The 23,203-nt window shown below is 55.2% G+C and carries 18 protein-coding genes; 12 read left to right on the top strand and 6 right to left on the bottom strand.

Going from position 1 to position 23,203, the window contains the following annotated elements:
* The first annotated feature begins 52 nt into the window (after window positions 1-52).
* From ABHF33_RS13635 to ABHF33_RS13610, 6 genes are all read left to right on the top strand, one after another.
* Window positions 53-1,207, top strand: a complete 1,155-nt coding sequence (locus tag ABHF33_RS13635; RefSeq protein ID WP_348944457.1) for an iron-containing alcohol dehydrogenase — start codon at window positions 53-55, stop codon at window positions 1,205-1,207.
* Window positions 1,208-1,275: 68 nt separating this feature from the next.
* Complete coding sequence (locus ABHF33_RS13630; RefSeq protein WP_348944456.1) at window positions 1,276-2,289, top strand: tetratricopeptide repeat protein; 1,014 nt, start codon at window positions 1,276-1,278, stop codon at window positions 2,287-2,289.
* A 21-nt stretch (window positions 2,290-2,310) separates the two neighbouring features.
* A complete protein-coding gene (locus ABHF33_RS13625) occupies window positions 2,311-3,885 on the top strand; it encodes a tetratricopeptide repeat-containing diguanylate cyclase (RefSeq protein WP_348944455.1) in 1,575 nt (524 codons plus the stop codon).
* A gap of 141 nt (window positions 3,886-4,026) precedes the next feature.
* The gene (locus tag ABHF33_RS13620) at window positions 4,027-7,902 is read left to right on the top strand and encodes an FAD/FMN-binding oxidoreductase (protein ID WP_348944454.1); all 3,876 of its coding nucleotides are present in this window, start codon (window positions 4,027-4,029) and stop codon (window positions 7,900-7,902) included.
* A 204-nt stretch (window positions 7,903-8,106) separates the two neighbouring features.
* Complete coding sequence (locus ABHF33_RS13615) at window positions 8,107-8,523, top strand: HIT family protein (RefSeq protein WP_348944453.1); 417 nt, start codon at window positions 8,107-8,109, stop codon at window positions 8,521-8,523.
* Window positions 8,520-10,142 (top strand): hypothetical protein, encoded by a 1,623-nt coding sequence (locus ABHF33_RS13610; protein WP_348944452.1) that lies wholly within the window; start codon window positions 8,520-8,522, stop codon window positions 10,140-10,142. The genes ABHF33_RS13615 and ABHF33_RS13610 overlap by 4 nt, the downstream gene beginning before the upstream one ends.
* On the opposite strand, the gene ABHF33_RS13605 is transcribed toward ABHF33_RS13610, so the two are convergent.
* The 3 genes from ABHF33_RS13605 to ABHF33_RS13595 form a co-directional block, all read right to left on the bottom strand.
* Complete coding sequence (locus ABHF33_RS13605) at window positions 10,078-10,719, bottom strand: sulfite oxidase heme-binding subunit YedZ (RefSeq protein ID WP_348944451.1); 642 nt, start codon at window positions 10,717-10,719, stop codon at window positions 10,078-10,080. The two genes, ABHF33_RS13610 and ABHF33_RS13605, sit on opposite strands and share 65 nt — an antisense overlap.
* Window positions 10,720-10,783: 64 nt before the next feature.
* On the bottom strand, window positions 10,784-11,698 hold the full coding sequence (gene msrP / locus ABHF33_RS13600; protein ID WP_348944450.1) for a protein-methionine-sulfoxide reductase catalytic subunit MsrP: 915 nt from the start codon (window positions 11,696-11,698) through the stop codon (window positions 10,784-10,786).
* A 100-nt stretch (window positions 11,699-11,798) separates the two neighbouring features.
* Window positions 11,799-12,113: a c-type cytochrome gene (locus ABHF33_RS13595; protein ID WP_348944449.1), complete on the bottom strand. Its 315-nt coding sequence runs from the start codon at window positions 12,111-12,113 to the stop codon at window positions 11,799-11,801.
* Between the two features lie 151 nt (window positions 12,114-12,264).
* On the opposite strand from ABHF33_RS13595, the gene cysG reads away from it, so the two are divergent.
* Both cysG and ABHF33_RS13585 read left to right on the top strand, forming a co-directional pair.
* Entirely contained in the window at window positions 12,265-13,713 is a 1,449-nt protein-coding gene (gene cysG, locus ABHF33_RS13590; protein WP_432803939.1) for a siroheme synthase CysG, read from the top strand.
* 152 nt (window positions 13,714-13,865) lie between these two features.
* Window positions 13,866-14,714 (top strand): DMT family transporter, encoded by an 849-nt coding sequence (locus tag ABHF33_RS13585; protein WP_348944448.1) that lies wholly within the window; start codon window positions 13,866-13,868, stop codon window positions 14,712-14,714.
* Window positions 14,715-14,807: 93 nt separating this feature from the next.
* Here the strand turns inward: ABHF33_RS13585 and purU are convergent, their stop codons facing one another.
* A complete protein-coding gene (gene purU, locus ABHF33_RS13580) occupies window positions 14,808-15,662 on the bottom strand; it encodes a formyltetrahydrofolate deformylase (protein WP_348944447.1) in 855 nt (284 codons plus the stop codon).
* Window positions 15,663-15,751: 89 nt separating this feature from the next.
* Complete coding sequence (locus ABHF33_RS13575) at window positions 15,752-15,916, bottom strand: hypothetical protein (protein WP_348944446.1); 165 nt, start codon at window positions 15,914-15,916, stop codon at window positions 15,752-15,754.
* Between the two features lie 9 nt (window positions 15,917-15,925).
* On the opposite strand from ABHF33_RS13575, the gene ABHF33_RS13570 reads away from it, so the two are divergent.
* Window positions 15,926-16,393, top strand: a complete 468-nt coding sequence (locus ABHF33_RS13570; RefSeq protein WP_348944445.1) for a tRNA (cytidine(34)-2'-O)-methyltransferase — start codon at window positions 15,926-15,928, stop codon at window positions 16,391-16,393.
* A 105-nt stretch (window positions 16,394-16,498) separates the two neighbouring features.
* Here ABHF33_RS13570 and ABHF33_RS13565 read toward each other — a convergent pair whose 3' ends face one another.
* Window positions 16,499-16,891, bottom strand: coding sequence for a group II truncated hemoglobin (locus ABHF33_RS13565; protein ID WP_348944444.1), 393 nt, complete (start codon window positions 16,889-16,891; stop codon window positions 16,499-16,501).
* Between the two features lie 144 nt (window positions 16,892-17,035).
* Between ABHF33_RS13565 and ABHF33_RS13560 the strand changes: the two genes are divergently transcribed.
* From ABHF33_RS13560 to ABHF33_RS13550, 3 genes are all read left to right on the top strand, one after another.
* Complete coding sequence (locus ABHF33_RS13560) at window positions 17,036-18,667, top strand: methyl-accepting chemotaxis protein (protein ID WP_348944443.1); 1,632 nt, start codon at window positions 17,036-17,038, stop codon at window positions 18,665-18,667.
* Window positions 18,668-18,738: 71 nt separating this feature from the next.
* Complete coding sequence (gene putA, locus ABHF33_RS13555; protein WP_348944442.1) at window positions 18,739-22,206, top strand: bifunctional proline dehydrogenase/L-glutamate gamma-semialdehyde dehydrogenase PutA; 3,468 nt, start codon at window positions 18,739-18,741, stop codon at window positions 22,204-22,206.
* 232 nt (window positions 22,207-22,438) lie between these two features.
* The gene (locus ABHF33_RS13550) at window positions 22,439-23,197 is read left to right on the top strand and encodes a substrate-binding periplasmic protein (RefSeq protein ID WP_348944441.1); all 759 of its coding nucleotides are present in this window, start codon (window positions 22,439-22,441) and stop codon (window positions 23,195-23,197) included.
* Window positions 23,198-23,203 lie beyond the last annotated feature (6 nt).

Here is a 23,203-nt window from a genome sequence, read left to right as displayed (position 1 = left end):
ATAATACCTGCAGCACAATACCCCTACCCCGCCTTAATCAAAGGACGCCGACATGCACGCATTCAGCTTTCATAATCCCTGTCAGATCGAGTTTGGTGCAGGCCAGATCGCCAAATTGGGTAGCCTGATTCCTGTACAGGCCCGGGTGCTGGTGTTGTACGGTGGTGGCAGCATTAAACGTAACGGCGCTTATGAGCAGATCAGCTCGGCATTACAACAACATCACTGGCAGGAATTTTCCGGCATCGAGCCCAACCCCGAGTTTGAAACACTGATGCGGGCGGTACAGTTTGCGCGCAAGCATGCGCTTGATTACATCGTGGCGGTGGGTGGCGGCTCGGTCATTGATGGGGCCAAATTTGTCGCCGCGGCCGTGCCGCATGACGGCGATTGCTGGCTCATTATCGGCAACCGCACACCACTGAAAACAGCCCTGCCGCTGGCGGCCGTCCTCACGCTGCCCGCCACCGGCTCGGAAAGCAATTTTGCTGCGGTGATTTCAAGACGGGAAAGCAATGACAAATTGTCATTCAAAAATCCGCTCGTGTTTCCCAAACTGGCGATTCTGGACCCGACACTGACTTTTTCGCTGCCCGCACGGCAAATTGGCAACGGCGTAGTCGATGCCTTCGTACACACGCTGGAGCAGTACCTCACCTACCCGAACGAAGCCCGCGTGCAAGACCGGTTGGCCGAAGGCATTTTGCAAACACTGATCGAAATCGGCCCGGTGACACTGAACGAGCCGGACAATTACGATGCCCGCGCCAATCTAATGTGGGCGGCCAATCAGGCTCTGTATGGTCTGGTCGGTTTGGGGCAAGCCCAAGACTGGGCCACCCATGCGATGGGGCATGAGCTGACCATGCTGTTCGGTCTGGATCATGCGCGCACGCTGGCTATTGTGCTGCCCGCTTTATGGCGCTATCGCTTTGCCGCCAAGCAGGCCAAGCTGGCGCAATACGGGCGGCGAGTCTGGGCGCTGACCGGCGACGATGCCACGGTGGCTGCTGCAGCCATTGAAGCGACCAGCCAGTTTTTTGCCCAGATGGGCTTGTCTGCCCGGCTCGGCGATTATGGCATCGACGCGCAAGAAGCCGCCGATGGCGTTGCCGCCCAGCTAATCCGGCATCAGCGTTTGAAGCTGGGAGAAAATCAGGATCTGACACCCGACGATTGCCGTGCCATTTTGCTGACAGCGGCATAGGCGATTGCGGTGTAAGCCAGGACACAGTGGTATTCTTGCGCTTTGAGCCTTTCACCGACAGCAGACCCATGAACGAGGCAGAATTAAGGCGCCAAATCGCCCGTGCGCGCAAACTCCTCCACTCGCAAAGCACCGAAGCACTGGCCATCGTTCTGGATGCTCGCAAGCACGCCAAAGCGTTGCAATTACCCGAGCTGGAAGCCAATACCCTGTGCATCACTGCCCTGTGCGTTTATGACTTTGGCCATTACGCCGAAGTGCTCGATTACCTTGATCAAATCGACCAGCTGGCCAGCCAGAATCAGATTGGGCAACAGGAAGGCGAGCTGCTGCAAACTTATGCGCGCACCTACTACACGATGGGCGAGTACGCTAAGGCCAGCGATTACTGGCGACGCTGCCTCACCCTGCCCGACTCGGCCATAATTCTGGACACGCGAATCAAGGCGCATATTGGCTTGGGTCAATTGTATTACGCACACGAGCATTACGAATCGGCGCTGGCTCACCATCGCCGAGCCGAAGAGCTGGCCGCCAGCTCGGACGACTACCAGTTGCAAGCAGCCATCCTGATCAATATTGCCGCCGATCTGATCAGCTGTAACAAGCTCAGCGATGCCCATGTGGTACTCAAAGGCGCGCTGCCGCTAGTCAAAGCCGATCACAATTACCGGAATGAAGCCGAGATTTATGCACTGATCGGGCAAATCCAGCTGCTTCGCGGCGACTATGACAAAGCCAGGATGAGTTTGCTTGTGGCGCTGAAAATCAACCGCATGCACATCAATCAGTGGGGCGAAGCCAGTGCCATGCTCACGCTGGGGAAAGTTTATCTGGCCAGCGGTCATATTGAGATGGCACGAGAGCAGCTGGTTGAGGCGCTGAACAAAGCCTGCGGTCTGGGGGCAATTCATCTGCAATACAATGCCCATTTGGCGCTGGCTGAAATTTATTCAAAGCTGGGTAAAAGCGATATCGCCGAAGGGCATGTTTTATTACATAAGACTTTGCGCAATCAGCTACTGGCCAGCACGCTGGAAAGTGATCTGGAAACCATGGAATTGCGTCTGGAACTGCTATAGCGCTGACGCAGGGATGCCCGTATGACCACAGAACACGATGTCAATAACCTGAACCAGCGAGCACGTGCCCTCTCGCGCGAACACCCAACCGAAGCGCTGGCCTGTGCGCAGCAAGCGGCCATTTACGCCATCCAGCTCAACTATGATTTTGGCTTTACCGAGGCCATCTTCATTCAGGGCAGCATTATGAGCTTGCAGGGCAATGTGGCCGAAGGGCTGCACCTGATGCGCCACGCCCTGTATATGGCCAATCTGCACCAGTTTCAGACGCTAACTCCCGATTGCCTGCAGGAAATCGCCAGAGCCTGCTACACGATGGGTGATTACGATAATGCACTGGATACCTGGGCGCTGTGTCTGGATGCGGCTTTAGCCATTGACGCCAAAGACATCTATATCAAGGGGCAGATTGGCCTGGGCCAGCTGTATTTTGCGCATGACGATTTTTATAATGCGCTCAATCACCACCTCAAAGCTCGCGATCACGCTTATCAATGCCAGGATCAGAACATTCTGGCCGCAATTGAAATCAATATTGGCACCGACCAATTTGAACTGGAACAACTCGATAGCGCCAAAGCCACACTCAAACGCGCCCTAGTTTATGCTCAGCAAGCGCACAATCTGGAATATCAGGCGGCGGCCATGGGCACACTAGGTCGTGTGGCACTGGCGGAGAACGATCTACCGCTCGCACGCTCTTACCTAGAGCGGGCACGCGGCATCAACCAGCGCCACGAAAACCGCTGGGGAGAGGCGCACAATCTGTATAACCTCGGGCTTTTGGCGCGCAGGGAAAACCAGCTCGACAAGGCCATCGAGTTTTTCAATCTGAGCCTGCAGGCGGCTGAACAGATGAGTGCAGGCCATTTGATCTATCAACTGGAATTTGCCCTGTCCGAAGCCCAGGAATACAGCGGCAACTTTGCCTTGGCACTCAAACTGCACCAGCAAGCCTATCAGCACCACTACCATTTATTGCGTCAGGCCTCATTGCAACGTCTGCATGCCATGGAAACCAAGCTGGAGGCCGAAAGAACCCGACAGGAAAACATCCACCTGCGTGCGCAAAACGATCAGGAACGCAAAGCACGCCTTTACAGCGACCATATCGCATCACAAGACCAGCTGACCGGGTTATTAAACCGCCGTGGCTTCGAGCAGCGTGGGCACGCGCTACTGCAGTCGAACCCGGAACACCGTGAACCACTGGCACTACTGATGCTGGATATTGATTTTTTCAAGGCAGTCAATGACCGCTGGGGTCATCTGGTCGGCGATTATGTGCTACGCCAGGTCGCTGCCCTGCTCAAATCCGGCTGTCGGCAGGACGATCTGGTCTGCCGCTGGGGCGGGGAAGAATTCCTGATCCTGCTACCGTCGCGCAATGGCATGCCTGCGCGCGATGTGGCCGAGCGCCTGCGCCTGATGGTGCAAAACTGGTCGTGGGACAAAATCGAGCATGGGCTGAGTATGAGCATCAGCATTGGCGTGACGCACTATCAGAATGACACCCAGTTGATGCAGCTCGTCCAGCGTGCTGATCAGAATTTATATCGAGCCAAGCAAGCGGGTCGTAATCAGATTGTTTTTTAAGCGTGAACTAGATGCAAATTTAGCTAAAAATCAATATTTTCCGCTTTACTCGCCATATCCTTATTAAATTTGCGAGTTTTACCTGACGTTTTTCCGTTAAAATTCGGTCTTTAGTCGTATTTCCCGCCGGAGATGCCCTTCATGGCCGACCAGACTGCCGCGCCCCTCGCCCACACGCAAGAACGCCTGCGTGAAATCCCATATAACTACACCTCATTTTCCGACCGTGAAATCGTGATTCGCCTGCTTGGCCAAGACGGCTGGCGCGTATTGGATGAGCTGCGTCAGGAACGAAAAACAGGCCGCTCTGCCCGCATGCTGTTTGAAGTGCTGGGTGATATCTGGGTCGTCAAGCGCAACCCCTATGTGCAGGATGATTTGCTGGAAAACAATAAGCGCCTGAAGCTGCTGGTTGAGGCCATGCATCACCGGCTATCCGAAATTGAAAAACGCCGTCAGGAAAACGAGCGCGTCAATGTGCTGCTGGAGCGGACACGCCAGGCCGTTGATGAGTTTGAGCGCGAATTCCGTGATGTAGCGATCCTGCGTAAAAAAGTGATGCGCAAAATGGGCTCGCTCACGCGCAAGGATAATATCCAGTTTGATGGTCTGGCTCGCGTATCGCATGTTACCGACGCCACCGACTGGCGCGTTGAATATCCCTTTGTCGTACTATGCCCCGATACCGAAGCCGAAATGGCGCCGCTGGTAGCGGCCTGTATCGAGCTGGGGCTGACGATTATCCCGCGTGGCGGTGGTACGGGTTACACCGGCGGTGCTGTGCCGCTCACCCCGCTGAGCGCCGTGATTAACACTGAAAAACTCGATCGCCATCAGGGCGTTGAGAAAATGCATATTCCCGGTGTTGACCACGAAATTTCAACGATCCAGTGCGGTGCCGGTGTCGTCACCCGCCGCGTGATGGAAGCGGCTGAAGAAGCTGGCCTCGTCTTTGCCGTTGACCCAACCTCAGCCGATGCCTCCTGTATCGGCGGTAATGTCGCAATGAACGCTGGTGGTAAAAAAGCCGTTCTGTGGGGCACTGCGCTCGACAATCTGGTCAGCTGGAAAATGGTCGACCCCGATGGCAACTGGTTGTTCATCGAGCGGATGGATCACAATCTGGGCAAAATCCACGATGCGGCGCAAGCCACTTTCCGCATCAGCAAATTCAAACCCGACGGCAAAACCGCGCTGGGCGTCGAGACGCTGGTGATTCCAGGCACCACCTTCCGTAAAGAAGGCCTGGGTAAAGACGTGACCGACAAGTTCCTTGCGGGTTTGCCGGGTATACAGAAGGAGGGTACCGATGGTTTGATCACCAGCGCACGCTTTGTGCTGCACCGCATGCCTGATCATATCCGTACTGTCTGTCTGGAGTTTTTCGGCGAAGTCAGCCGCGCTGTACCGTCGATTGTTGAAATCAAAAACTATCTGGATGCGCACCCTACCGTGCAATTGGCGGGCTTGGAACACCTCGATTGGCGCTATGTGCGTGCCGTCGGCTACGCGACCAAGGCAAAATCCAAAGGCCGCCCGAAAATGGTGCTGATCGCCGATATCGTATCGGACGATGAAAAAGCACTGGGCGAAGCGACCAGCCATGTGGTGCAGCTGGCCAACGCCCGTGGCGGCGAAGGTTTTGTTGCGGTACTGCCTGAGCAGCGCAAAAAATTCTGGCTCGATCGCGCCCGCACGGCCGCGATTGCCAAGCACACCAACGCCTTCAAGATCAATGAAGACGTGGTGATTCCGCTGCCACGGCTAGGCGAATACTCGGACGCAATTGAGCGCATCAATATCGAGCTGTCGATTCATAACAAACTCGAATTGCTCGATCATCTGAGCGATTTCTTCGCCCAAGGCCGCCTGCCTTTCGATACCAGCGATGCCCCCGTCAGCCACGATGTGCTGATTGGCGATCGTCGCGAGTCGGCGCTGGCATTTATTGCGCAAACGCGCAAACACTGGGAATGGATTAACACCAATCTGGACGACGCCTTCGAGCTATACCAGACTGCTTTCCCGGGTATGCCACTGGAAAAAGCAGTGGATGCCAATGAGCTACCGCAAAGCGTATTCCACGCGCTGCGCGACTTTGTGCTGCGTATTTCGTACAAACGCGAATTGCTCACCGAGCTGGAAACGCTGTTTAGCGGCCGCACCGACAAGCCAATTCTGGATGCGATCCACGCCCTGCATCAAAAGGTGCTCAAAGGCCGCACTTGGGTTGCGCTGCATATGCACGCCGGCGATGGCAATGTGCATACCAATTTGCCAGTCAATTCAGACGACTATGAAATGCTGCAACGCGCTCACCACGCCGTGGCACGCATTATGCAAGTTGCGCGTGATTTGAATGGCGTAATTTCGGGTGAGCACGGCATTGGCATTACCAAGTACGAATTTTTGACGCGTGACGAGCTTGCGCCGTTTGAAGCGTACAAACAAAAAGTCGACCCAAACGGCCACTTCAACAAAGGCAAACTGATGCCGGGTGCCGATCTGACCGATGCTTACACGCCATCGTTCAGCCTGCTCGGCACCGAGTCGCTGATTCTGGAGCAATCGGACATTGGCAGCATCAGCAATATGGTCAAAGACTGTCTGCGTTGTGGCAAATGTAAACCTGTCTGCAGCACGCACGTGCCACGCGCGAACTTGCTGTATTCGCCGCGCAATAAGATTCTGGCGACGGGTTTGCTCACTGAAGCTTTCCTCTACGAAGAGCAAACTCGCCGTGGCATTTCGCTCAAGCACTTTGAAGAGCTGGGTGATGTGGCAGATCACTGTACCGTGTGCCACCGCTGCGTAAATCCTTGCCCGGTGAAGATCGACTTTGGCGATGTGTCGGTCGCGATGCGCAACTTCCTGCGCAAAGAAGGCAAAAAGAAATTCAACCCGGGCTCGGCGCTGGGCATGACTTTCTTGACGCTAAAAGATCCGGCCACGATCAAATTGATGCGCGCCTTGATGATAGGCTGGGGTTACAAAGCCCAGCGTTTAGGTCATTCGCTGGCAAAACGCTTTGGTCTGCTCAAGGGAGTCACCAAACAGCCACCGTCGACACTCGGCACTGCGCCGATCAAGACGCAGGTGATTCACTTCATCAATAAACCGATGCCAGGTGGCCTGCCGAAGAAAACTGCGCGTGCACTACTGGATGTGGAAGATAGCAATATCGTACCGGTGATTCGTGACCCGAAACGGCTGAACGAAGAAAACGAAGCCGTGTTCTACTTCCCCGGTTGTGGCTCGGAACGCCTGTTCAGTCAGGTCGGATTGGCGACACAAGCGATGCTGTGGCATGTCGGCACGACGACCGTCTTGCCACCAGGCTATCTGTGCTGCGGCTACCCGCAAACCTCGAGCGGCCAGCAAGATAAAGGCGACAAGATCACGATGGAAAACCGCGTGCTCTTCCATCGCTTGGCCAACACTTTGAATTATCTGGACATCAAGACCGTCGTTGTTTCGTGCGGTACGTGTATGGATCAGCTGCTCAAATATCGTTTCGAGGAGATTTTCCCGGGTTGCCGCCTGCTGGATATCCATGAGTATCTGCTTGAAAAGGGCGTCAAGCTTGAAGGTGTGAGCGGTACCCAGTATATGTATCACGAGCCGTGCCATACACCGATGAAAACGTACAAAGGCATTGAAGTAGCCAACGAGCTGATGGGCCAACGCGTTGACCTGAATGATCGTTGTTGCGGTGAGTCGGGTACATTTGCCGTTGCTCGCCCTGATATTTCGACTCAGGTGCGTTTCCGTAAGCAAGAAGAGATGGAAAAAGGCGCGGCTAAACTGCGCGCCGATGCGGGCGATGCTAAAGCACCAGTCAAGATCCTGACTTCTTGCCCATCATGTATGCAGGGCTTGAGCCGTTATAACGACGATTCGGGCACTGAAGCCGATTACATCGTGGTTGAAATTGCGAAGACCGTGCTGGGCGAGAACTGGATGCCCGAATACGTCAAGCAAGCAGGCAATGGCGGTATCGAGCGCGTCCTGCTGTAATTTCAGCTTATTTCCGTAAGCCATCATGGCGTCAGAATCTGCAAGGATTCTGACGCCATTGTTTTTTCAGCCTTTAAGCAACTCCCGTTTGTCGCTATCTTGTAATCTTCTTCACGCAAAATGGTCGTCTTCGAGCAGAATCGCCGCTCAATACCGCCTGCGCGTAATATAATCAAAAGATTATTTAGCTGACGGACTTCATCCATGCCTACCCAGTGCCCACTCTGCCAGCAAGACGGCGGCAAAATTGTCTGGCGCAATGACTTGGCGCGCGTCGTGCTGGCGGATGAGCCTGATTACCCCGGATTTTGCCGAGTTATTCTGAATCGTCATGCGGCCGAAATGACCGATCTGTCCGTCGCAGAACGCACCGAATTAATGAATATCGTCTGGGCCGTTGAAAGCATTCAGCGCAGCGTTTTAAATCCGGCTAAAATCAATCTAGCCAGCTTGGGCAATATGGTGCCGCATGTACACTGGCACATTATCCCGCGCTGGCGCGATGATCTGCACTTTCCTGCCCCAATCTGGGCCAGCGCAAATCCGGATCGTCAGGTTTACACCCCGGCAGCAGCTCTTCTTGAACAATTGCAACACCAACTTGAGCAATTAAAGCCATGATCGAGGTTTTGATTCAGCGCACACTCCCCGCTGTGGGCGGCAGTAGCACACCCCAATTTGACGATGTGCGAACTGCCCGTGACTGGCTCAAATTACTCCCGATGATCAATGTGCCGATTGCCCATGCCGAAATTAGCCAGGCACTATCGGAATTAAACCAAAGCGATCTGGCCGCGCTGGAAAGCCTGAAAATTGTCGAACAGTTCCGCGAATCAGTGCACGTACTGCAAGACGCGACACTGAGTAAACTGATCGGCAAAGCGCTGCCCCTGAGCGACGAAGAAGAGAAAATCTGGCAATCGATTGCCAATTTGTGGCGCTTGCTTGAAACAGCCTATGCACGCGCCTGGCATGCTGCGTGCAAGAATCAGCTGGGCATTGCCGAATTTTTGCCGCTCCTGGCCGAGCGAACGCTGTATTACGCCAATAAAAATCTGCAACATCTGGCGCATATCTACCGCAAACCGGGAGACAAAGAATGGCGGCAATTGTTTGCTTATTACGAGCTGGCCAAAACCCAGCATATTGAAAAACTCAAAGCGCGCGACAGCCTGATCCCCATCAGCGGCACCAGTACACCGGAATCGATATTTCTGCACGCCTTGCTATTCAATATGGCCAACCCGGCGCAGTATTCGTTCAAACAACAAGCCTGGCTCAATAATCGGCTGGAAATTCTCGCCACGCGCACCTCACTGCAGGCACAAGCCCCCACCCTGCCGCAGCGTGCGCCACTCTGCATCGATCTGGCCACCCCGGCACCAGCCACGCGTCGCCCCCATCCGCGCGCACAGGATAGCGAACTCGAAATCGATACGCTGGCGCTGGCTCAGGTGATCAGCAAGCGGATCAAGCTGCTCAAACTGGGCGAAATGCCGGAGAAGATCGGCCTAGGCAATGAGCTGGGGCCGCAGGCAGCCGAAGAAATTCTGCGTGATCTATATCGGCTCTGGTGCGATCATCCTATGGAGCGCACGCTGGTACGCCGCAGCAGCGAGCAATACCTTGAGGCCGGAGTTGGCCTGAACAATCTGCACCTGTGGCTGGCACGCCATCAATTTGCGCCGCCACCGCAAAACGAGCATCAAATAAGCAGCACCGAATTGATGCAGATCCGGATGTTCGGCCAAACCCGCGCTCGCCAGGTGATCGCGCCAGCAGCGCCGGAAACGCAGCAATGGCAAATTGTGAATGAAACAGCGCAAGGCATGTGCCTGAACAGCAGCACCGCACTCGCCCAGCGCCTGCAACTGCATCAGCTAATCCTGTTGGCCGACGGCAAAGCGCAGTTTCTGGGGCAAATCCGTTGGTTATCACAATGTGCAGCACACTGGGAAATCGGCATCGAGCTGCTACCCGGCATTCCTGAGGCGGCCTGTATCCGCGCGCAGGATGCGGCCCGTTTTGGTCAGGGCGACTTTACCCAGGTGCTGATGCTCGGCGCGATGCCAGCGCTGAAATCGCCAGCCACGTTGCTGCTGCCCCCCGGCTGGTTCAGACAGGGGCGTCTGCTCGATTACTGGGATGGCAAACAAATGAATCGCATCCGTCTGGTTAGCCTGCTTGGCCGCGGTGCGGATTATGAGCGCGTGCATTTTGTTGCTTCAGGCGGCCTGTAAAACCGAGCAACCAGGCACGGCAGCGCCAGCCAAGCAAGAGCGTCAGCACGGCGGCATAGATCATCGGCTCGCTCAGGTCTTTTTTCACCAGCCACCAGAAATGCACCACCGCCAGAATCGCAATCGGATAAATCAGTCGATGCAATTGCCCCCAGCGGCGCTTGAGCCGGCGCATCATGGCCTTGGTCGAAGTCATCGCCAGCGGTATCAAGAGTAGCAAAGCCAGCATGCCGACAGTGATAAATGGCCGCTCAATAATATCGCGCACGATTGCAGCCCAATCAAACAACTGATCAAGCCAGAGATAAATACCAAAGTGCAGCACGGCATAAAAAAATGCATACAGCCCAAGCATGCGCCGGTACTGCAGCCAGCCCGACCAACCACTAATCTGCCGCAGCGGCGTGATCGCCAGGGTCAGCAATAAAAATACCAGCGCCCAGGTACCGCTCGAGCGCGTAATAAATTCAACCGGATTGACCAGCTCTCCCTGCCAGAGCAGCAACACAGCGCGCAGCAATGGCAATAAGGACAGTACAAACCATAAAGACCCGCTTTGTAATACGCGCAGCAACACCAGAACTACTCCCTATACGTATATAGCCACAAACCAATATCAGAAATAACTTCCAGCTTATACCCTAGAAAAACTTCGCCAAATCCATCCCCTGATACAAGCGGGCCACCTGATCGCCGTAGCCGTTAAACGGCAGCGTTTTGCGTTTGAGGAATTCGCCGATGCGCCGTTCTGTGGCCTGACTCCAGCGCGGGTGCGCCACTGCGGGGTTCACATTGGAATAAAAACCATATTCGTTGGGCGCGGCCAGATTCCAGCTCGTTGCGGGCTGTTGCGCCTGCAAGCGGATCCGCACAATGGATTTGATGCTCTTGAACCCATATTTCCACGGCACCACTAGGCGGATGGGTGCGCCATTCTGATTGGGCAGCACTTCGCCATACAAGCCCACCGCCAGTATGGTCAGTGGATGCAGGGCTTCGTCCATGCGCAAGCCCTCGCGATACGGCCAATCCAGCACCCGGCTCGCCAGCCCCGGCATTTGCTTGGGATCATTGAGCGTTTCAAAGGCGACAAATTTGGCATTGCCCGTTGGCTGTACGGCTTTGAGTAAGCTCGCCAGTGGGATACCCACCCAAGGTATCACCATGGACCAGCCTTCCACACAGCGCAGGCGGTAGATACGCTCTTCCAGCGGCGCCAGCTTTAATATCTCTTCGATGCCGAAGGTTTTGGGTTTACCCGCCTCGCCTTCGACCACCACTTGCCACGGGCGGGTTTTCAAGCTGCCCGCATTTCTGGCCGGGTCTTCCTTGCTGGTGCCAAACTCGTAAAAATTATTGTAGGAGGTGATTTCTTTGCGGCTATTGGGCTGCTCGGAGGCCGAATAGCGGCTGGGAATGCCTTTTAAGGCTGCAGCAGCTTCGCCAGCCAGCAAAGCGCTGCCGGCTGCCGCAGCCATAAATTGCCGACGGTTCAAAAACACGTCTTTGGGGGTAATTTCGGATGGCAAAATATCGCCGGGACGACGAATCAGCATGATCAGGCTCCACATTCATTCGGATGATTACCGATTAGTCGTGATGGGAGGCCAGATCTGACACCGAAGTTCCAAAGCCAAGCCAAAACCTGCCACGGTATTATTTCACTTTCAAAATCCACTCGGCCATCTGTTTGGCTTCGGCCTCGCTGACCGCGTTGGCTGGCATCGGCACGCCCCCCCAAACCCCAGCTCCGCCTTTGCGGATTTTCAGCGCCAATTTGCTAACTGCGCCTTTGTCGGTTTTGTATTTGGCCGCCACATCCTTGTATGAAGGACCAACCATTTTGGTATTGGTGGCATGACAGGCAAAACAGCTTTTCGATTTCATCAGCGCCTCAACGCCCGATGCCTGCACTGGCAAGGCTAGCAAGGGCCCCAAGGTCAACATCATCCATGCAACTGGCTTTTTCATTGTTTTCTCCTGATTGATTACTCATGATCTTGGCGGCCGCAGGTACCGCCGCGCGCAAGGTTAAAAGATCAGCCGCTGCGCGCACCTGCCGATCATGGCATGATTGGAACGGTAAATAATCGACTTAAATCAATAATAGCGGGCAAATTCTATGCGCAAAGTGGCAAATCCAAGCGACAATAGCCACCTTACTGTGCAGGTGAAACCCATGGACTACTTCCCGCTTTTTATCAACTTGAAACAGCAGCCTTGCATGATTGTCGGCGGTGGCGAAATCGCCGTGCGCAAGCTGCGGCTGCTGGCCTCGGCTGGCGCAGATATTACGGTTGTCGCGCCCGAGCTGTGCAATGAAATGCGTGAAATGGTCAAGCACGGCAAAGTACATTGGCGTCCGGCCGAGTTTTCACTCTCGCACATTGCCGGACAAAGACTGGTGATTGCTGCCACCGATCACGCCAGCGTCAATCAAGCGGTGTTTGCCGCCTGTGAAGCGGCGGGTATTCTGGTCAACTCGGTCGATGACCCGGCGCACAGTCGTTTTATTACCCCGGCAATCGTTGACCGTTCACCGCTGACCATTGCGTTGTCCACGGGCGGCGGCGTGCCGGTGCTGGCGCGACATTTGCGCAGCCAGCTCGAAGCGCTGATTCCGCACGGCTGGGGCGAGCTGGCCAAAATGGGCAGTCAGCTGCGCACGCTGGCCAAGGAAAAAATACCCGATCCGGCCAGCCGCCGCGAATTCTGGGAGAACGTTCTGGCTGGCCCCATCCCGGATCAGGTCTTTTCCGGCCAGATTGAAACAGCACGTATTGCTCTGGAAGACGCAATCAACAAGGGCTCGGTGCCAATACAGGGTGCGGTATACCTGGTAGGCAGCGGCCCGGGCAACCCTGACCTGCTCACTTTCCGCGCGCTGCGCCTGATGCAGCAAGCCGATGTCGTGCTGTATGACAATCTGGTCAGCGCCGAAATCATGGAGCTGGTGCGCCGCGATGCCGAACGCATTTATGTCGGCAAGAAATCGAATAACCACGCGCTGCCGCAAGAAGAAATCAATCTGCTGCTGGTGCGGCTGGCGCAGGAAGGCAAAAAAGTATTGCGGCTTAAAGGGGGCGATCCGTTTATTTTTGGCCGGGGCGGCGAAGAAATTGCCGAGCTGGCCGCTGCGCAAATTCCGTTTGAAGTGGTTCCCGGCATTACCTCGGCGGCCGGCGCGTCCTGCTACGCCGGTATTCCGCTCACGCACCGCGATTACGCGCAATCGGTCACCTTTGTCACCGGCCATCGCCGCGCCACCGACAGCGACGCCGACAAACTCGAGCTCGATTGGCCACGTCTGGTCAACCCCAATGAAACCGTCGTCGTTTACATGGGCGTGGCACAGGCAGGGTATATTGCTGAACAGCTCATCAAACATGGTCGAGCAGGCAATACCCCAGTCGCCGTGATTGAGCGCGCGACCACGGCGCAGCAAAGAGTCGTGATTGCCGAGCTCAGCACGCTGGCGCAAACCGTCCGTGACAGCCACATCAAACCGCCAGCGCTGCTGATTATTGGCGATGTGGTCAAACTGCACGAGCAGCTGAACTGGCGGCAATAAATCCTGCACATTGGCAACGTGGGCAATTACGATATTCGGCTACTACGGCTTTATCGCCTATTGGCAATACGGGAAATCCGGCAGCAATTATCCCTAGCTATCACTATCGAGGCATCGCACAATAAAGCCACCTTGCTGATGCGATGCCTACCATGACTTTTGCCAACGCCACCCGCCTGATTTTGCTTGCCGCGATCTGGGGCGCTTCCTTTCTGTTTATGCGCATTGCCGTCCCCAGCCTGGGGCCGATCTGGCTGATCAGCGCCCGCATCGGGCTGGCAGCGGTGTTTCTGGGGCTGGTTGCTGCGGCGCTCAAGCACCGGTTTGACTGGCAGAACTGGCGGGAATATCTGTTTCTCGGCTTGTTTAATACCGCACTGCCTTTTCTGGCTTACGGCTTCGCGGCCCGTACCCTCAATGCGTCAATGATGTCGATTCTGAACGCCACGGCACCGATCTGGGGCGCGGTCATCATGGCTTTGCTCATGCGCAAAATGCCGGCGCGCAAAGTGTGTCTGGGCTTATTACTTGGCATGCTGGGGGTGGCGGTGCTGGTGGGGTTTGACCGGATCAGCACTCAGTCCGGAGCGATTCTGGGTATTCTAGCCTGCCTGGGTGCCACCTTGTGCTATGGGATCGCCAGTGCCTATACCAAGCTCAAAGCCCAGCACATTGCGCCGTTTCAGGTCGCGCACGGCAGTATGTGGGGCGCCAGCCTGCTGCTGGCACCGCTGTTTTTGAGCAGCCAGCCGCTAACCACACCCACGCCATCGGTCTGGCTGGCGATTATTGCGCTGGCCGTCCTGTGCACCGGCTTTGCCTATTTGCTGTATTTCCGCCTGGTGCGCGAGATCGGCGCGGCCTCAACGCTGACCGTCACTTTTCTGATTCCGGTATTTGGCGTGCTCTGGGGTGCGGTGTTTCTGGGTGAACATATCGGCGGCAATACCATTGCTGGCGCGATGATTATCCTGCTTGGCACCGCGCTGGTCTGCCTGTAATTCGTCTTGCAAAAAACAATGCGCGGGATCACCGCGCATTGTGTCTAGCCCGCCACGGCTGGGCTAGTCGAAGATGATTTAATCGAAAATCGCTTAGTCAAAAATCACTGTTTTGTTTGAATACACCAGTACGCGGTGTTCCAGATGCCAGCGCACCGCGCGCGAGAGCACGACGCGCTCCAGATCACGGCCTTTCTGGATCAGCGCTTCAACATCATCACGGTGAGAAATCCGGTTCACGTCCTGCTCGATAATCGGGCCGTCATCGAGAATTTCGGTCACATAATGGCTGGTGGCGCCGATCAGCTTCACGCCACGCGCAAAAGCGCGGTGATATGGCTTGGCACCGTCAAACGCTGGCAGGAAGCTGTGGTGAATATTGATCACCCGCTGCGGGTAAGCGGCGGTAAATTCGTGACTGAGTACCTGCATATAGCGCGCCAGCACGATCAGATCGATTTCTTTCTCAGCCAGCAGCGCTTTTTGCTCGGCCTCGGCTTGCGCTTTATTGTCTTTGGTAACAGAAATCACGTGGTACTCGATGCCGTAAAATTCGGCCAGCGCGCGGCAATCTTCGTGATTGGAAATAATCAGCGGAATCTCGCAATTGAGCTCGCCACTTTTATGTCGGTGCAGCAAATCAACCAAGCAATGATCGTATTTCGACACGAAAATGGCCATTTTCTGCGGGCGATTAGACAGCGCCACTTTCCAGGTCATCTCGAATCGATCTGCAATCGGCTGAAAAGCCGCCGAAAAAGCATTCATATCCAGCGTGAAATCGGATAAATCCCACTCGATCCGCATCAGAAATAGATTATCGGTATTGTCCTGATGCTGGTCGGAGTGAACGATATTGGCGTTGTAGGTATACAGAAAATTGGCAATTGCTGCAGACAGGCCTTTGCGGTCTGGGCAGCTGATCAGGAGCGTGGCAGTTTGATTCATGATGGATTCGCAAACAAAAGTTGCAACGATTCTAACAGCCACACGCCGCTAATGTCAGGCAAAAGCCACGAGTTTTGCGCCTGATCAGCTCATTTGTCGCGGCGCAGGCCGCTCACGGCCTGCAAGTCAGTTCCTGCGGCAACCTCGCCACGGCTTTGGTATGATTGCGGCACCTGGCGCGGCGAGTGCTTTTTGCAGGCTTTAGCCGCCGCTGCCGCGCTTTCCAACTTGCTGCCATCTACCAATAAGAGCAATAAGAGCTTATGTTCGAGATCGTTTTATACCAGCCTGAAATCCCGCCCAATACCGGCAATATTATCCGTCTGGCCGCCAATACCGGCTGTACATTGCATCTGGTAAAACCACTGGGCTTTCCGCTTGACGACACCAAAATGCGCCGCGCCGGGCTGGATTACCATGAATACGCGCAAATGCAGGTGCATGAGAACTGGGCTGATTGCCGCGTCGCGCTGGCTGGAAGGCGATTTTTTGCCGGAACGACCAAAGGCTCGCAGCGCTACGATCTGGTGCAATTCAAACCCGGTGATGTGCTGGTGTTTGGCCCGGAAACGCGCGGATTGCCCGCCGAGATTCTGGCCGAATTCGCCCCGCAAGACCGGATTCGCCTGCCGATGCACCCGGACAATCGCAGCCTGAATCTATCCAATGCCGTCGCCATCACGGTGTACGAAGCCTGGCGGCAGAATGATTTTGCGGGCGGTATTTTTTAAGCACGTCTGAGCATGAAAAAGGCCGCTTTTATGCGGCCTTTTTCATATACCCTACCTCAGCATTACTCGCTAAACTAAATCTAGATAGAGCTACAGCGATATACCCTATTCTTTGTTCCGCATAAAATCAGCCGTTTTGAAAAACGCTTCTTCCAAGTGCTCGCGCAGCGCATCGCTCATCGCAATTTCGCTCATTGCCTGATACATGCAAAGCAGCCACTGATCGCGCTCAGCCTCGCCAATGGCAAACGGCATATGCCGTGCCCGCAAACGCGGATGACCATATTTTTCAATAAATAATTGCGGCCCGCCCAGCCAGCCGGACAAAAAATCAAAAAACTTATCACGAATCAGCGCGCTGTCTGGTGCATGCATGGCGTGAATGCCCGCCGCCCGTGGATCTGTCGCCATGATGTCATAAAAACGATCCACCAGCTGACGCAAAACGGCTGGCCCACCTAAGAGTTCATACGGGCTTAATTCAATCACTTCCGACATACACCAACCTTCTCTAATGCCATGAATTATTAAGAAATTATTACATTTTTTACGCTTGCGCTCCAGACCTTTGCCCACTTGCTAATCCGCTTATCAAAGCTAAACTGAGGCTGAACCAGCGATTTCAAACTTGAGGTCATGCAGATGCTAAACCAACTCTCCATTGCAGCAAAAATTACCGTCGGTTTCGTGATCATGATCGCACTACTGATTGTGATCGGGATTGTCGGCTTGCTCGGCATGAGCAAGCAGCACGGCGTCGTGAGCGAGCTGCTGCGAACCGAATTGCAATTTGGCATCAATATCATTGATGCGCAAAAACACGTTGGCGATCTGCGGCGCTACGAAAAAGACGCCTTCATCAATCTGAGCGAAGGCGAGAAAATCGCCGAATACAAAAAGAAATGGGATGATAGTCTAAATGAAACCCAAGCTGCGATTGCCGCCGCAGAAAAGCTGGCCAACCCCGCTCAGACAGCACAATTACAAACGTTAAAAGAAAGTCTGAATCAATATGCGCAGGGCTTTGGCGAAACTTTTACCCAGCTCTCGGCCGGGCAATTCGCCAATACTGGCGAAGCTAACAAAGCCTTTGGTAAATACAAGGAGCCCGTGCGCACGCTTAGCGACAGCCTGAGCACGCAAGCCAAACAGGCGATTACCAACGTCAACGCGATTGAGGGCAAAGTGGATGCCATCAAGACCGAAAAATTGCGTTTAAGCCTGATCCTGATGGCGCTGGCGATCCTGGCTGGCCTTGCAGCCAGCATTGTCATTATAAAATCGGTCACCACGCCGCTGAATGAAATGCAGCGCGATATTGGCGAAATCGACCGCTCCGGCCATATCGGTTTGCGCCTGAAAGCGCATAATCAGGACGAAATCGGCCAAACCACCAGCGCACTCAATCGGCTGTTTACCGGCATGTGCGAGGTAATTTCGCAGGCCAACCGCAACTCCAGCGAGCTGATCAGCGCCGCGCACGAACTCACCAGTGCCTCGTCGCAAATTACCCAGTCGTCTCATCTGCAAGCCGAAGCGTCGGCATCAACGGCAGCAGCGATTGAGCAGCTGACAGTGAGCGTGAACATGATTGCCGATAATGCGCACAATATGGAGCATGAAACCCACGAGGCAGCACAAACCGCGACCGAAGGTGCACTAACGGCGCAAAAAGCCGCGACTGAAATCAACCAGATTGCCAATTCAATCAACCATTCTTCACAAGTAATCGTGCAGCTTAATCAGCGCTCGGATGAAATTGGCAGCATCGCCATGGTGATCAAGGATATTGCCGACCAGACCAATTTGCTGGCCCTGAATGCCGCGATTGAAGCGGCCCGAGCGGGCGATCTGGGGCGCGGTTTTGCGGTGGTCGCCGATGAAGTGCGCAAGCTGGCCGAACGAACCACGCAGGCGACGATAGAAATCACCAGCAAGATTGATTCGGTGCAAAGAGACACCAGCACCGCCGCTGAAGGCATGCGGGCCGCCACGCATCTGGTTGAAAACGGCGTGCGTAGCACACAAAGCGTTGCCGAGGCGCTAGCGCAAATTGAAGCGGTATCACGGCGTTCGGTCGAGCATATCACCAGCATCAGCAGCGCGATCAAGGAGCAAAGCACGGCCAGCCATGAGATTGCCCGCCATGTCGAGCAGATCGCCCAGGCCAGCGAAGAAAATCACAGCGCCGCCGCCAGCACCAACCGGCTCTCCGAGCGCTTAAGCCAGATTGCCCAGAGTCTGGACAACACCATCCGCCGCTTTAAGGTCTAGTACAGCAAACCCGATCATTTCGGACAGAACCACACCTTGCCTTTTGTACTGATGCTTTTTTGGAGTCGCCCATGATTCGGGCCCAGCCAGGCTTTCCCGCCTTTCCAGCCTTACCCGCCATGTTTGCGCCGCTGGCACAGGCGCAGCTGGCTGACGAGCTCAGCCTGGCCAGACAAATCAGGGGCGCAGTCCATCTAGTGGCCGAGCAGAGCTTGCGGGCCGATGCACTGGCTCATTTGCTTAAGCAAAAGCTGCACTTTGCCCGGCAAGGGCAAGGCAGCGTGGATAATCTGCTGATGCAATACCCGCTGTCCAGCCCTGCCGGACAAGCCCTGATCAATCTTGCTGAAGGTGTTTTGCGCATCAGCGATCAGCCACAGCTAGACCGTTTGATTGAAACGCAATTGCACTCGGCGCAGTGGCACACCTATCGCGGAGCCAGCCCATCGTGGGCAATCAATCTGGCGACATTAGGGCTGGATGTGGCCGAACATCTGCCGCAGCCACTGGCGGCGCCGGTGATCCGCGAAGGCATGAAAAAGGCCATGCATATGCTGGCAAGCCAGCTGATTATCGCCCAGGACATTGAAAGTGCCCTGAAGCAGCAAGATCCGGATTTTCTATACGCGTTCGCCCTCTCGGGCGAGTCGGCCATTGGCCGGGAAGATGCGGCTTATTGCTTTGAGCAATACGAAATTGCCATCCATCTGATTGGCCGCGCCCATCAGGGTGGTACACGGCTTAGCCCTGACGTCTCGGTCAAGCTATCGACGCTGTATGAGCAGTTTAATCTGCTGCATTACCAGCAAGTGCAGGAAGTGCTGTATCCGCGGCTGCTCCAGCTGGCTCTGCTGGCCAAGCACTATGATATCGGCCTGATGATCGAAGCCGAAGAAAGCAGCCGCCAGCTACTGACGCTGCAGTTATTTTCACGCCTGCTGCAGGCAGATCATCTGGCGCACTGGGATGGCCTGGGAATCACAGTACAGGCTTGCCAGAAAAACGCCCTGCATACGGTTAAATGGCTAAACCAGTACACCAAGCAGACTCAACGCCAGATTCAGGTTCGGCTGGTCAAAGGCGCATTCTGGGAGCGCGAAATCCGGCAGGCACAGCAGGCTGCGCTCGGCCACTATCCGGTTTGGACACAAGCCGAGCACACCGAGCAATGTTATCTGGCCTGCGCCCAGGCGCTGCTGCAAAGCGGTGGGCGCATCCACCCGCAATTTGCCACGCACAATCCCTTTACGTTGTCTTACCTTCATCAACTGGCTGGGGCGCATGATTTTGAATTTCAGGCGCTATTTGGTCTGGGTGAAACGCTGTACCAACTCGCCAAAGAGCTGGGCATTGATCGGCCGTGTCGGCTGTATGCCCCGGTGGGCGCGCATCATGAATTATTGCCGTATCTGGTTAGGCGCTATTTGCAGCACCATGCCAATCCGGACACCGTTCAACAGTTACCGGGGAGCGCCGAGGCTGGCGAGATGCTTGTCAAGGGGGAACACCATTTTCCAGCCCCCAACAAGGTTTTCTCCCCACGGGAAACCCCGGCGCTAGACGATCCTTTATTCTGGCCCCAGGGTCTGGCCTGGTATTCATTATTAAATTCAAACCATAGTGAGGGGTATATCGCCAGACCCATTATGGAAAAAGAGCCCGATAGCAATACTACACCACGTATCTGCTACAAACCCGCCGATACCCGGCAAGTGATCGGGCATTGCTACGATGCACCATTTGCCGCCATCGAGCCAGCGTTTACCAGCGCGCAGGCTCAGCTGGGCAGCTGGCATGCACGCAGCATCAAGGAACGCGCCAGACTGATCAACGCCGTTTCAAACCAGTTACAGCAGCGCCAGGCCGCGCTGATCTACCTGCTGATCAGCGAATGTGGCTACACCTTGTTGCAAGCAAGAAACGAGTTGCGTCAGGCCATTGATCTATGCCGTTACCATGCCCAGCAAGCCCGATCAGCCTGGCCCGAAACAGCACCAGCGCCGCTGGGCATTGTGATTGTGATTGGTGATCGACACTCGCCGCTGGCGATGTGGATCGCACCGATTGTCGCCGCCCTGCTCACCGGCAATACAGTGATTGCCAAACCTGCGCCCGAAACATGCCTGATTGCCGCGCTGGCCATTCGGTGCCTTCATCAGGTTGGCATTCCCGAAGCGGCCTTGCAAATGCTGCCCGGCGGCGCGGCCTTGGGCGCGGCATTGACGCTCGATCAGCGCTGTCAGGGCGTCTGCTTTCAGGGCACACAGGCCAACGCGCATAAAGTCCGCCAGGCGCTAGCCGAATTTGGCGCGGGCCGCGTCCTGCTGGCGCGTCCCCGTAGCCTGAATGTGATGATCGCGGACAGCAGCGCCACCCTTCCCTTGCTGATCAAGGATGTACTGGATTCGGCGTGGCTCAATGCCGGTCAGCACCCTGAAGCCTTGCGGCTACTGTGTGTGCAGCAAGACATTGCAGAACAGGTGATTTTGCAGCTGAAACAGGCGATGGACAGCTTTGTGGTGGGCGACCCGGCGCACGCTGCCAGTGATCTGGGGCCGATGCTCAATGCGGCTGCACTGGCTGCGCTTGAGCAGGAAATAAGCCAACGCAGGGCGCAAGGCTGCAAGGTATTTCAGCCACAGCTGAATACCGCGACGGCAGACGGGCAATTCATGGCACCGACCCTGATTGAAATTGACGACCCGGCTACGCTCAAAGAAACCATCCCCGGCCCAGTGCTTTATGTGTGGGCTTATCATGCAGAGCAACAGCATGAATTGAGTCGCCTGATTAACGCACTCCCCGCTTGCGCCACGCTCGGTATCCACAGCCGGATTAGCCAGCACATCGAGCAACTGATCGCACAAACCAAGATTGGCAACTACCGGCTCAACTGCAATCTGGCCGATGTCATCGTGGGTAGCCATCCGCTCGGCAAGCTGGCCAGCCCGTGGACTGTATGGCAATTAACGCGCCACGCCAGCCCCTGCCAGCCTCATTACCGCGAGCTGGCGAGCAAAGTGGAAGATTTGCGCAAAATCGCCCAGCTCTGGCCCGACATCGACCAAGGGCTGGATCTGGAAATTCTGTTCGAAGACGCCGCCAGGCGCAGCCCCTTGCAACACGTGCTAGCCCTTCCCGGCATTCAGGGCGAATACAACGAGCTGCGCTATCGCCCCCTAGGGCGCATTGCCTGCCTGGGGCCGAGCGAGTGGGATCTGGTACAGCAAATTGGCATGGTGCTGCTGACAGGCAATCAGGCTGTGCTCTCCAGCCACCATCAGCGTAATAGTACTTTGCGCACCTTTGATCTTGAGCACATCATCTGGTCGGATGATCCATTGCAAGAATCAATATCGGCAGCAATGTGTCACCCCAATATCGCCGACGCCTGCGAAAAACGTCTGGCTCAGCACAGCCTGGCACCACTGATTTTGCCCTATGAAGACGGGCGCTGGCCTTTGCAGCAACTGGTGCAGGAGTACAGCATCAGCAGCACGGATGCAGTCGCCACTGTGCAAATGAACCCAGTTATCTGACTAAAGCCCAGTTGAAGATTGCACGGAAAATCGATTGCGCCGACAATCATTACAGCTGCACGGTCTGAACTGCGCACAAAAAATGCGCTGATAAGCTGGCGAAAAGCAAGGCAGGTATATCGCCAGAAGGCAATATACAATTTAGTTAGCCAGATATACCCTATAGAAGTACCCCAAAGCCCGTAAGGCCGCGGCAAAAAGACCAAGTACAAAAGAACGCACGAGTATGGCCATGCACAAGATTTCTGCCCTGATTTTATCTCTGAGTCTGCTGACTTTATCCAGCGTATCCCCCCCGAGCGCCAACGCCGCCGAAACCATCACGCTGAATGCGGAAGACGATTGGGCGCCCTACTCCTACGTCGTCGCGGGCAAAATACAGGGCTTTGCCCCCAAAGTGATCAGCGCAGCCTTTGCCAGCCAAGGCATCAAGGTCAATTACAACGCAGTGCCATTTACCCGCTGCCTGCGCGAGACGCTCTCAGGCGCAGCGCTTGGCTGCTTTGACATCGAAATCAATAGTGAAAACGAGCAGCAATACCACTTCCATAACACACCGCTGTTTGTAGAAGGCCTGTCCATTTTTGCCAAATCGCCGCATCGCAAAATTACTGTGGCCGATCTGGAAGGCCACACCGTCGCCATCACCAATGGCTATACCTACCCGCCACTGATTATGAATAACCGGAAAATCATCAAAGACGGCTCGCCCGGCGACGAAGTGCAATTCAAAAAGCTGCTCGCCGGACGGGTGCAATATGCGCTGGTCAATAGCACGCCCGCCAAATTGATGCAGAAAAACAACCAGCGCTACCGCACTCAAATCATTGAAGTAGGTCTGGTCAATCAGGCCAGGTTTTACATCGGCTTTAGCAAAAAACACCCCGACGGTTTACGCCTGCGCCAAGTGTTTGAGCAAGGCCTGAACACGATCAAAGCCAATGGCCAATATGCGCAGTTGGAGCAGCAATTCAAAGCCAGCCTGCAGTAACTGCAG

This window comes from Chitinibacter sp. FCG-7 (assembly GCF_040047665.1).
Classification (GTDB): domain Bacteria; phylum Pseudomonadota; class Gammaproteobacteria; order Burkholderiales; family Chitinibacteraceae; genus Chitinibacter; species Chitinibacter mangrovi.
Note: the sequence above shows the minus strand (reverse complement) of the source record. Positions and strands in the feature narration are given on the sequence as shown.